Here is an 11,270-nt window from a genome sequence, read left to right as displayed (position 1 = left end):
GATGGGCGGCTATATCCGCGAGATCGTGCCGATCGGACCGTTCGAGGTGTCGCTACAGCTTCCGCCCGGAAGGTCGGCCCGGCGCATCCGCCTGCTGGAGGCGGATGCGGACGCGGAGGCGCGGCGTGAAGGCGACCGCCTGCTGGTCCGCGTGCCCAACGTGACGCTTCACGAGGTGGTCGCCGTCGACCTCGCGTGAGGCGGGGCGTCATCCGCCCCCTTCACCTCAGAAGCGATAGGACAGGGTCAGGCCGCCAAGCGGCTGCCAGCGGCTGCCCTGGCGCGTCACCGGACTGTCGGCCGCGTCGCCGACGAGATAGTTGGCGCCGACGCGGCCGATGACGCCGAAATGCCGGCTGAAATAATAGCCTGCGCTGATCCCCGCACCGACATCGCGGAACCCCGATCCGGGGCGATAAACAGACAGCCCGCTGGTGGCGGCGGCCTCGGGCGTGATGCCGAAATAGGTGCGGCTATAATCCGCATTGGCCCAGGTCGTCTGCAGGTCGAAGGACAGGAACATGTCCGGATTGCGGATCGCGGCATAGCCCGCGCTCGCCGTCGCGAGCAGGCCGTCATGCGTGCCCGACACGTCGTGCGTGACCGACAATTCGGTCTGGATGGAGCCTTGGCCAAGCTCGTCCCCGCCGAAGCGGTATCCGACGAACCCGCCCGCCTCGACCGCCGTATCGATGTCGGGCAGCGCCCCCACCGGTCCGTCCACGTTGTTGCGGTCGAGCCGTGCGCCGACGACCGGGCCGATCGAGAAGCGCGGGTCGGAAGCGAGGTCGACGCGGCCGCGCAGGCCCCGGAATTCGAACGTCACCCCGCGATAGCGGACATCGCCCAGCACGAAGGGGATGGCGCGCACCTCGTCGGACCCGTCATAATCCGGGGCGACACCGGCACCGAGCGCGATCTGGCCGTGCGGCGAACCGTCCGAAGGGATCTGCTGCGCGATTGCAACGCCCGGCAGGGCACTGGCGCAGGCGATCGTGGCGACAAGCGGGAGGCGCATGGAATATGTCCTTGGTTGGGCATGCGGCCACCACCGACCGCCGCCTGGGGAGGGCCCGGCCACGACGCGACCAGGTCCGCTGGAGGGTGGGCCGTCAAAGGCCCGACGGATCGGCATGGTGGCCGGCAGGATCCTTGCCCCACCGGATTTCAGCCTTTTCGAAGGTGACGGGCCAATCAGCGAATTCAAAGGACAACCGATCGGATCGAAGCGCTCCATGGCAATTCCGCTCCGTAGCGGAAAATACCCCGCCTAAAGGAGCAAACAATCAATCGAACGCTCAATCAAAGAGCAGGAGATATACAGTAACGTAAAGAACGAATAGAAATTGAAATTGACGTGTCTGACATGAATATCCGACGATATCCTATGGATCGTTTGGCGTAATAGCGTGACCATCTATTGACACCTCGAATATGTTTGTCGTAATTTGCGGACGTTGGCTTGATCTGACCTGCTCAAGCTAGAAGGAACGGCCGATGACCAGAATGCCGAATACCGCAGAAATCTTGCCTTTTCCTCCAGGCGGGGTTGACGGCCCCCGGCGCCAGACGCCCCCGGCCCTGATGTCCGCGGTGATGGATCTGGTTGATGAGCGCGGCGGCGGACAGGGACGGTTCGACACCGGCATGCCGGGCGTCACGCTGGTACGGTCGTTTCAGACGATCATGCCCGTCCCCAACATGTACCGGCCGTCGCTGTGCGTCGTCCTGAAAGGGGCGAAAGAGATCCTGTTCGGTGAAACCACGCTTTATTATTCCGAGATGGAATGCCTGGTCGTCAGCGTCGAAATCCCGGCGATCGGCCGCATGGTCAGCGCAACCCCCGAAAACCCCTATGTCGGCATGACGATCGAATTCGACACGGCCATCCTGCAGGAGGTGATGCGCCAGCTCGCGCATCCGCCGGTGCCACGCTCTACGTCGGGCCCCTGCGTTTTCGTGGGCAAGATCGACGAGCAACTCACCGACTGCCTCATCCGCATGGTCCGCCTGATGCGCACGCCCGAGGCCATCCCCGTGCTGTTCCCGGCGGTCATGCGCGAGCTGCACTATTGGCTGCTGACCGGGCCGTCCGGCGCGGAGATCGCAAAACTGGCGCTGCCCGAAACGCATGCCGAGCGCGTCGCCCGGGCGATCAACCATGTCCGGGACCATTTCAACGAACCGCTCCGGGTCGAGCAACTGGCCGAGGTGGCGCGGATGAGCCCGTCGTCCTTCCATCACCATTTCAAGACGATGACGTCGATGACGCCGGTCCAGTATCAAAAGCAGCTTCGCCTGCTGGAAGCGCGGCGGCTGATGCTGTCCGACGCCGCGAACGTATCGGAGGCGGCCTATCATGTCGGCTATGAAAGCGCGTCGCAGTTCAGCCGCGAATATACGCGATCGTTCGGCGTGGCGCCCAAGCGCGACGTGCTGAATTTCAAGGCGCTCCTCGCCCAGGCGACGCCGCGCTAGCGATTCCCGGCCGACGACGATTTGGAGGATCGGGCGAGTAAGTTCCGGGTTCAGGCATGGAGCTTCGCCGAGGCGGGCCTAGCTTGATCGAAGATGCAGTAGCAACTTCGATGAAGGCACGTTTCATGGCACGTTGGACAGCGTCCGATATCCCTCCGCAAAATGGTCGCGTCGCGGTGGTGACGGGCACCGGCGGGCTCGGTTTCGAGGATGCGCTCGCGCTTACCCGCGCCGGGTGCGACACGATCATCGCCGGCCGCAACCCGCGCAAGGGCGCCGACGCGGTCAGCCGCATCGTCTGGGAAGTCTCGTCGGCGAAGGTGCGGTTCGAGCGGGTCGACCTCGCCGACCTCAGCTCGGTCGCGGCGTTTGCGGAGCGGCTGGGGCACCAGCTCGACCATGTCGATCTGCTCGTGAACAACGCCGCCGTGATGGTGCCGCCCGAGCGCCGGGTCACCACCGACGGGTTCGAACTGCAGCTCGGCACCAATCATCTCGGCCATTTCGCGCTGACGGCCGGTCTGCTGCCGCTGCTCCGCCGGAGCGAGGCCGCGCGCGTGGTGACGGTTTCCAGCATCGCGGCGCCACAGGGGATCATCGACTTCGACGATCTCAATGCCGAGACATCGTACAAGCCGATGCCGCGCTATGCGCAGTCCAAGCTGGCGAACCTGCTGTTCGCGTTCGAGATGCAGCGGCGGAGCCAGGCCGGCGGCTGGGGCGTGGCGAGCATCGCCGCGCATCCGGGCGTTTCCCGCACCGACCTGATCCACAACGGCGCGGGACCGGACAGCATCCAGGGGCGGATCCGATCCTATCTGCCCTTCCTGTTCCAGCCCCCCGCCCGTGGCGCGCTGCCCACCCTGTTCGCGGCGACCTCGCCCGAGGCGCAACCCGGCGGCTATTACGGGCCGGATCGGCTGGGCGGCCTGCGCGGCTACCCGACCGATGCGAAGATCCCGCCCCGCGCGCTGGACCAGAGCGTCGCCGCCCGGCTTTGGCGCATGTCCGAAACGCTGACCGGCGTGCGGTTCGGCCACGATAATGACGAGCTGGTCTAGCTGCCGAAGCGGGGCCTTCCCCCCCATAACCCCGCTTCCGTCGCGACGCCCCAGGCCCCGGTCTGGGGCGTTTGCGTTTGTCACGCGCGCACCCCGATCCGTCCCGAGCTTGGGCGAGCTTGAACAAGTCGCTTTTTTGTCGGAGTATAAGCAACAGCTTACAAGAGCGCTCGCGCCGCCCATGGAGAAGATCGTGCCCCATTCCCACTGCTGCCCCGCCCCGTCGCGCCGCGACCTGCTTGTCAGCGCGGGGGCCGTTTCGGTGGCGGCCGGTGTCGGCGCGATGTTGCCGGGTTCCGCCGCCGCGGCCGCACCTGTGGCGGAGGTGATGCCGGCGCGCCTCAAGCCGTTCGACATGGCGGACGTGACCCTGGCCGAGGGCCCGTTCCTCCATGCGCAGCGCATGACCGAAGCCTATCTGCTCAGGCTCCAGCCCGACCGGATGCTGCACAATTTCCGCGTCAATGCGGGACTGAAGCCTAAGGCGCCGGTCTATGGCGGCTGGGAATCGGAGCCGATCTGGGCCGAGATCAACTGCCACGGCCACACGCTCGGCCATTATCTGTCCGCCTGCGCGCTCGCCTACCGCTCGACGAAGGACAAGAGGTACAAGCAGCGGATCGACTATATCGCGACCGAGCTGGCGGCGTGCCAGACGGCGGCGGGCTCCGGCCTCGTCTGCGCCTTTCCCGACGGGGCGGCGCTGCTCGCGGCACATATCCGGGGCGACAAGATCACGGGCGTGCCGTGGTACACGCTGCACAAGGTCTATGCCGGTTTGCGCGACGGCGCGCTGCTGGCGGACAGCGGCGCATCGCGCGACGTGCTGATCCGGCTAGCGGACTGGGGCGTGGTCGCGACCCGGCCGCTGAGCGATGCGCAGTTCGAAACCATGCTGGCGACCGAACATGGCGGCATGAACGAAATCTATGCCGACCTGTATGTCATGACCGGCAAGGAGGATTACCGGACGCTGTCGCAGCGTTTCTCGCACAAGGCGGTGATGGACCCGCTGGTGAAGGGCCGCGACCTGTTGGACGGGATGCACGCCAACACGCAGGTGCCCAAGATCGTCGGCTTCCAGCGCGTCTACGAGGTGACGGGGGACGACCGCTATGCGAAGGCGGCCAGCTTCTTCTTCCGCACCGTGGCGCACACCCGCTCCTTCGCGACGGGCGGGCATGGCGACAACGAGCATTTCTTCGCCATGGCCGACTTCGACAAGCACGTCTTCTCCGCCAAGGGATCGGAGACGTGCTGCCAGCACAATATGCTGAAGCTGGCGCGGATGCTGTTCATGCAGGACCCGCAGGCCGATTATGCCGATTATTACGAGCGGACGCTCTACAACGGCATTCTTGCCTCGCAGGACCCGGACAGCGGCATGGCGACCTATTTCCAGGGCGCGCGGCCGGGCTACATGAAGCTGTACCACACGCCCGAGGACAGCTTCTGGTGCTGCACCGGCACGGGCATGGAAAATCATGTCAAATATCGGGACTCGATCTATTTTCACGACGACCGGTCGCTCTACGTCAACCTGTTTGTACCGTCCGCCGTCGTCTGGACGGAGAAGGGCGCCGAATTGGTCCAGCGCACGACCTTCCCCGAAACGCCGACGACCTGCCTGCAGTGGAAGTTGCGCGCGCCGGCGGAGATCGCGCTGCAGCTTCGCCACCCGCGCTGGTGCCGAACGGCGGTGGTCCTCGTGAACGGGCTGGAGGCCGCGCGATCGGCGAACCCGGGCAGCTATGTCGAAGTCGCGCGGACGTGGCGGGACGGCGATCGCGTCGAACTGCGGCTGGAGATGGAGCCGGCGGTCGAGAGCGCCCCTGCCGCGCCCGACATCGTCACCTTTACCTACGGCCCGATCGTGCTTGCGGGCGCGCTGGGGCGTGAGGGGCTGGCGCCCGGCGCGGACATCATCGTCAACGAGCGCAAATATGGCGAGTATAACAAGGGCGACGTGGCCGTGCCGACCATCGCAGGCGATCCGCAGCAGCTCGCGCGGCAGGTGAAGCCGGGGGCGAAGCCGCTGGAATTCACCATCGCGGCGGCAGATGGCGCGCCCGTGCGGCTGGTGCCCTATCACAGCATCGCGCACGAACGCTATGCGACCTATTGGCGGGTGAAGCCCGCGACCGCCTGATCTCCGGCAGATCGAACCCGCCGGCCGTCGGGCCGGACCGGGTGTCGCGCTAGGCGCCGATCCCCATATGCGCCTTCGGGATATGGGTGATCCGGCAGGCGAGGTCCGCCTCCCCGCTCGCGACGACATAATGGTCGCCGGCATCCACGATCCCGGTCGTGAAGACCACGTCGCGAAGGTACATCTGGTGCTCGATCGGACGGGTGAGGTCCGGATCGGCCTCCAGGAGCGGCGTATGATCGGTCGCCACCGTGATGCTCGGATCGTCGCGATCCAGGATCGACCAGTAGGTGCGATAGATGCCGACGATCTCCTTCGGCTCCACGCCATGCCACAGCGTCAGCCACCCGCGATCGGTCAGGATGGGCGGGGTCCCGCCCCCCATGCGTGCGGTCGCAACGGTCGCGGCGTGGGGACGGATGCCGGGGTTGCGGTGCGGCTTCCAGTGCAGCGCGTCGGGGGAGGTCGCCAGATTGATCGACGGCCCCGCGCGCCATTCGCTGCCCGGCGGATAGGCGAAGTAGAGGTCGCCCAGCGGCCGGGTCTGCGCCCAATATTGCCCCCCGATCAGCCCTTCGAAGATCAGCATGTCCTTGTTCTGGTGGTCGAGCACGATGTCCTCGAACCGCCAGTCCAGCCCATTGTCGCTGCTGTAGAGCGTGGTCGAATGCCGTTCGGGGCTGACCGAGCAGGTCGTCATCAGCCAGCGGTCGCCCACCTTGCTGATCCGCGCATCCTCCAGCCCGTACATCTGGAAGTCGCCCTGCGGCTGGATCACCTTGTCGTAATGGTGCGCCACCACCTCCAGCCCGTCGGGCGACAGCTCGACCGGCAGCAGCCAGGCGAGCGAGGTCAGCGCCATGATCTTCCACCCGCCGCCATGCAGGGTGAACTTGCGCGGATCGGCGGTGTTGGCGAGCTCGAGCGGCCAGGCGTCGAGCACGTAGCGCCCGTCGCACCAGCGGATATTGTGGACCTTGCCATCGACGATCGGGTGGCGCAACGCCTCTGCCACGCGCACCATCATCAGCAGGTTGCCGTTCGGCAGCCGTGTCAGGCCCGGGTTGAACGCGCCGAGGCAATAGGTTTCGACGCCTAACTGCCCCGCCAGCGGCGATCGCGACAGATCGATATCGTCGGGGACGAGCACCAGCTTGTCGACATCGAAGCCCATCGGCTTATTCCTCGGGCTGGCCGCGCGGGGCGACGGTGACCTGCTGGACCACCGCACGGCGCGGCTGGGTCAGTACGAAATGCGTCGCGACCGCGATATCCTCGGCACGCAGCATCTCCTCGCGGTTGATCGCGTCGGCCTGTTCCTGCGCGGTGAAGCTTTCATACTGGAAATCCGCGCCGGTCTTGCCCGGTTCGACATTGCACACCTGAATGCCCTTGGGGCCCAGCTCCTTGCGGAGTGCCTCCGAAAATCCCTGGATGCCGTATTTCATGCCCGCATAGACGCTCGACCCGGCGCCGAGCATATAGGCGCTCATCGACCCGATGAAGACGATATTGCCATGGTCGCGCAGCGCATCGGCCGCCGCCTTCGCGCTCAGCAGATAGGCGGTGAAATCGGTCGCGATCGCATAGCGCAGCGCGCCCTCGTCCATCGTGGTGATGCCCTGCGCGGGCACGGCGGCGTTGATCACCGCGATGTCGAGCCCACCCAGATAGGCGAGACCTGCGTCGAAGAAGCGCCGCACATTATCGGGTTCGGCCAGATCGATCGCGATCCCGTCGCCACGTCCGACCTCGCCGATCCGCTGGAGCGCATCTTCCAGATGCTGCGGATCGCGGCCGCAGACGAACACGTCGACGCCGTAGCTGGCCAGCAGCACCGCGATCGCGCGGCCGATGCCGGTCGTGCCACCGGTGATGATCGCCTTCTTGCCCTCAAGGCTGGGCTGTTCGGTATGCGCATCGCTTTCCGGTGTCATCGGCGGGCTCCTTTCGTCTGGCCCCGAAACCCCCGGCCGCATCGAAGTTCCCACCGGAAACCGTTGGCGGGACAATACGTTCGGGCCAAGATGGGGAAGATGCCGAAAGCTTCGTCCGAAAGCAGCGCGATAGCCGGGGTAAGCCCGTGGGTTCTGGCCTTACGGTCCGAACTCAGGCGCGGATCGATGCGCCGGATCGGCCGCTTCGATCTGGCGGGTCGGGATGTCGAAGTGGCGCAGGGTTATGATTCCCTGTGGCTGATCGTTCGGCGCGAGACCGCGCGACTGGCGATCCGTGCCGCTTTCTCGCCCGGCGGCCTGAAGGCGCGCGCATTGCGCCCGCGCAGGGGCGAAGCGCTGCGCGTTGCCGCCGACCGCGCGATGGGCCGACATCTGGTCGTGATCCGGACCGCGCTCGACGAGCTTCCGCTGCTCCGCGTGACGAGCAGCATCGTGCCCGCCGAGGATCTGCTGATCCCGCATCTGCCGCGCGACCTGTATCCGCTGGACGGCAATGACGATCCGCTCGGCGCGCGCGGCCGGATCGAGGCGGCGCAGCGCGGGCTGAACGGCGGCATCTGTTACTGGCGCCTCGACGGCGAGACGCCCGGCAGCTTGCTCTACATGCAGAACCTGACCGCGCTGAACGACTATTACAACGCGACCAAGACCAAGCCCGACGGTGCGGTCGGCGGCGAGTGGCCCGAACTGGGCTATCTTCCGCCAACCCCAGCGGCCGGCAGCGTCGCGCCGGTCGACCCCCTGCCCCGGGGCAAGGAGGTCACACTGTCCGATGCGATGCTCGTCTTCCATCGCGATGCGCCCGCCGACGAGGCGGATTCGGCGCGCCTGTTCCTCCAGATGCTGGGTGCCGCCTATCGTCAGCTCGACACGCCCCCGGTCGAATTCCGCGACTGGCCCGCGCGCGCGGAACAGACGATCGCCGATCTCGCGACGTCGCCCAAAGCGTCGATCCGCCATTACGGCCATTTCTATGCGCACCCCTATACAGCGGCGGAGTATCCGGACTCGATGGTCCAGATCAGCCTGCTCGCGGCGGTGCGCGACTATGGCAATTGGTCGGGCAAGCGCCCGCCGCTCGACCGGCGCCTGGCCGCCGGACTGGGGAAATTCTACGACCCCAAGCTCGGCACGCTGCGCCGCTACCTTCCCAATGTCGGCAAGGACAAGGACGCCGATGCGGTCGACAGCTGGTATCTCTACCACCCGATGCTCAACCTTGCCCGACTGGCGCTCGACGGGGACCAGGATGCGCGCAAATTGTTCGAGGATTCGCTGGAATTCGCGATCAAGGCCGCGCGCCATTTCGACTATGTCTGGCCGATCCAGTATAAGGTCACGGACTTTTCGGTCATTCAGGCGGATCGCAACGACGGCCTGGGCCAGACCGACGTGGGCGGCATCTATGCCTTCGTGATGCTGCTCGCGTTCGAACTGACCGACGACGCACGCTATCTCGGCGAAGCGCGCGCCGCGATCGATGCGGCACGCGGCATGCGGTTCCAGCTCAACTATCAGGCGAACCTGACCGCGTGGGGCGCGGCGGCATGCCAGCGCCTGTGGCGGATCACCAACGACGACGCTTATCTGCGCCAGGGCTACGTCTATCTGGCGAGCTTCTTCCACAATGCCGTCTTGTGGGAATCCGAAATCGGCGGCGCGCGCCATTTCCGCACCTTCCTGGGCGTCTCCGCGCTGCACGACGCGCCTTATATGGCGATCTACGAATGCTTCGATTCGTTCACGGCGTTCGAACATTATCTGAAGGACGGCGGGCCGGATCTCGATCCTTCGGTCCGGCTGATGGTCACGGACTATTGCCGCTATGCGCTTGATCGCGCCTGGTATTATTATCCCGATACGCTCCCGCCCGAGCTGCTGTGCGACAAGCCGCGCAACGCGCATATCGACCGGAACCTGTCCTTCCCGCTCGAGGACCTGTACGTCGGCGGCGATATTGCGGGTCAGGTTGGGCAGGAGATTTACGGCGCGGGCGCGGCCCTCGTCTTCGCCAGCCGCGCATTCCACAATATCGCGGACGCGCCGTTCCGCTTGGCGTGCGACCTGCCCGTGATGGCCGCCGACCGGACCAGCGATCGATCGTTCTCGTTCCAGCTCGGGGGCGATTCAGCGACGCTCGCCAACCTCCACCTCGTCAGGATCAAGGGCCGGCGCCAACCGCGCGCAACCGTCACCGCCGACATTGCCGGCGCGGTGAGGGGCCGGGCATCGGACGGTCGGGTCAGCTACAAGGTGCCCGGCAACGCCCGTGTCCATATCGCCTGGTAGCCCCGCGAGGAAAGCCGCTAGCCGGGGCGTCGCAGGACAGCCCCCCGCATCCGGTCCACAATCAGCAGCGCGATGACCGATGCCCCGAACAGGGGCAACAGGATCGCAAGCACGACCAGCGCCGCCACGGCCCAGGCGGGGGGCGCCTGCGCCTTGGGCGGGGCGCCGAGCTTTCCGGCCGGCCGGCGCCGGAGCCACATCATCACGCCCACAATGCTCATGCCGATCAGCGCGATCGCGGTGAGCACGCCGATGATCTGGTTGGCGATGCCGAACAGCTGCCCTTCGTGCCAGGCGACGCCGGTGTTGACGATCCGGTCGATGACATGCTGGTCGGCAAACCCGCTCCGCCCGCGCTCCATCCCCGTCACGGGATCGTAGGTCACCTGGCGGCCCAACCGCCGGTTTTGCGCGACCGACTTCACGGTCCACACGTCGCCGGTCGGGGGGCCGAACGCCTGCGGCGCGTGGGGCGGCAGCACGAGCACCGGAAAGGCCATATGCTCCGCTTGCGCCTTCGCAACGAAGGTCGACGGGGGCAGGCCGTGGCTCGCTGCGGCGGGTGCCATGTCAGGCATCGTCATGCCGCCATCGTGGCCGGCATGGCCACCCTCGACGCCGATCTTCCAGTCCTGCGGTCCCTTGACCCAGCCCAGCTCGGTCCGCGCCCAGGCGAAGGCGCTGCCCCAGACCCCTGCCCAGGGCAGCCCGCTCGCGAGCATCACCAGCACCAGTCCCGCGATCCAGAAGCCGGTGACGCGGTGCAGGTCGCGGAGCAGCGGACGCCCCCGCAGCGAGAGGCGCGGCCAGAATGTGCCGGCGAGCCGGAGCGGACGCGGCCACCAGAGATACAGGCCGGTGACGATCATCACGATCGTCCAGCTCGCCGCCAGTTCGACCAGCCAGTCGCCCCAGCGCCCGACCAGCAGGGTACCGTGAATGCGCGCCACCACGGCGGCGATGCGGGCGTCGGGATCGAGACGGCCCACCACCCGCCCCTGCGGCGAGACGTAGATCTCCCGCAGCGCGCCGTCCGCCAGCCCCACCTGGATCATCGCGGCATCGCCCGGGTCGCGCGGCAGGCGATAATGGTGGAAGCGCGCGCCCGGACTGGCGGCAAGGGCGGCCGCCACTTGACGGTCGGGCGACACCGCATCCGCCGTTCCGAGCCCGCGAAACGATCTTTCCTCCCATCGTTCGATCTGCGGCTTGAACAGGTAGATCGAACCGGTGACCGACAGGATCAGGATGAACGGCAGCACGAACAGACCGGCATAGAAATGCCAGCGCCATAAGAGCGGGTAGAGCGAGCCCGGCGCGGCGCGCCGGCGCTGC

General features: G+C 66.5%; 9 protein-coding genes. 5 read left to right on the top strand and 4 right to left on the bottom strand.

The features are described 5' to 3' along the window. Positions 1 to 199, top strand: a 199-nt coding sequence (locus ACOJSF_RS05145) for a hypothetical protein (RefSeq protein ID WP_420141156.1), incomplete at its 5' end; no start/stop codon positions are given. 27 nt (positions 200 to 226) lie between these two features. Here the strand turns inward: ACOJSF_RS05145 and ACOJSF_RS05140 are convergent. Next, positions 227 to 1,018, bottom strand: coding sequence for a MipA/OmpV family protein (locus ACOJSF_RS05140; RefSeq protein ID WP_420141155.1), 792 nt, complete (start codon positions 1,016 to 1,018; stop codon positions 227 to 229). 578 nt (positions 1,019 to 1,596) lie between these two features. On the opposite strand from ACOJSF_RS05140, the gene ACOJSF_RS05135 reads away from it, so the two are divergent. The 3 genes from ACOJSF_RS05135 to ACOJSF_RS05125 all read left to right on the top strand — a co-directional run bounded on the left by ACOJSF_RS05135 (position 1,597) and on the right by ACOJSF_RS05125 (position 5,688). Continuing rightward, positions 1,597 to 2,478: an AraC family transcriptional regulator N-terminal domain-containing protein gene (locus ACOJSF_RS05135; protein WP_420141154.1), complete on the top strand. Its 882-nt coding sequence runs from the start codon at positions 1,597 to 1,599 to the stop codon at positions 2,476 to 2,478. A 125-nt stretch (positions 2,479 to 2,603) separates the two neighbouring features. Beyond that, positions 2,604 to 3,539, top strand: a complete 936-nt coding sequence (locus tag ACOJSF_RS05130) for an SDR family oxidoreductase (protein ID WP_420141153.1) — start codon at positions 2,604 to 2,606, stop codon at positions 3,537 to 3,539. 283 nt (positions 3,540 to 3,822) lie between these two features. Beyond that, on the top strand, positions 3,823 to 5,688 hold the full coding sequence (locus tag ACOJSF_RS05125) for a beta-L-arabinofuranosidase domain-containing protein (RefSeq protein WP_420141157.1): 1,866 nt from the start codon (positions 3,823 to 3,825) through the stop codon (positions 5,686 to 5,688). Between the two features lie 49 nt (positions 5,689 to 5,737). Here ACOJSF_RS05125 and ACOJSF_RS05120 read toward each other — a convergent pair whose 3' ends face one another. Continuing rightward, positions 5,738 to 6,862, bottom strand: a complete 1,125-nt coding sequence (locus ACOJSF_RS05120) for a glycosidase (RefSeq protein WP_420141152.1) — start codon at positions 6,860 to 6,862, stop codon at positions 5,738 to 5,740. 4 nt (positions 6,863 to 6,866) lie between these two features. Then, positions 6,867 to 7,625, bottom strand: a complete 759-nt coding sequence (locus ACOJSF_RS05115; protein WP_420141151.1) for an SDR family oxidoreductase — start codon at positions 7,623 to 7,625, stop codon at positions 6,867 to 6,869. A gap of 186 nt (positions 7,626 to 7,811) precedes the next feature. Here ACOJSF_RS05115 and ACOJSF_RS05110 point away from each other — a divergent pair, with 186 nt between their 5' ends. Then, complete coding sequence (locus ACOJSF_RS05110; protein WP_420141150.1) at positions 7,812 to 9,935, top strand: hypothetical protein; 2,124 nt, start codon at positions 7,812 to 7,814, stop codon at positions 9,933 to 9,935. Positions 9,936 to 9,952: 17 nt separating this feature from the next. On the opposite strand, the gene ACOJSF_RS05105 is transcribed toward ACOJSF_RS05110, so the two are convergent. Beyond that, positions 9,953 to 11,270, bottom strand: a 1,318-nt coding sequence (locus ACOJSF_RS05105; protein ID WP_420141149.1) for a PepSY-associated TM helix domain-containing protein, incomplete at its 5' end; no start/stop codon positions are given.

The organism is Sphingomonas sp. (assembly GCF_048594985.1).
Lineage (GTDB): Bacteria > Pseudomonadota > Alphaproteobacteria > Sphingomonadales > Sphingomonadaceae > Sphingomonas_I.
The sequence above is the reverse complement of the archived record's forward strand: the minus strand, read 5'-3'. Positions and strand labels throughout refer to the sequence as shown.

Bases quoted from the DNA above. Each gene is read 5' to 3' on its own strand.
- ACOJSF_RS05135 (WP_420141154.1), top strand. From the start codon at position 1,597: ATGGATCTGGTTGATGAGCGCGGCGGCGGACAGGGACGGTTCGACACC.
- ACOJSF_RS05110 (WP_420141150.1), top strand. From the start codon at position 7,812: ATGCGCCGGATCGGCCGCTTCGATCTGGCGGGTCGGGATGTCGAAGTG.
- ACOJSF_RS05120 (WP_420141152.1), bottom strand. From the start codon at position 6,862: ATGGGCTTCGATGTCGACAAGCTGGTGCTCGTCCCCGACGATATCGAT.
- ACOJSF_RS05115 (WP_420141151.1), bottom strand. From the start codon at position 7,625: ATGACACCGGAAAGCGATGCGCATACCGAACAGCCCAGCCTTGAGGGC.
- ACOJSF_RS05130 (WP_420141153.1), top strand. From the start codon at position 2,604: ATGGCACGTTGGACAGCGTCCGATATCCCTCCGCAAAATGGTCGCGTC.
- ACOJSF_RS05140 (WP_420141155.1), bottom strand. From the start codon at position 1,018: ATGCGCCTCCCGCTTGTCGCCACGATCGCCTGCGCCAGTGCCCTGCCG.
- ACOJSF_RS05125 (WP_420141157.1), top strand. From the start codon at position 3,823: ATGTTGCCGGGTTCCGCCGCCGCGGCCGCACCTGTGGCGGAGGTGATG.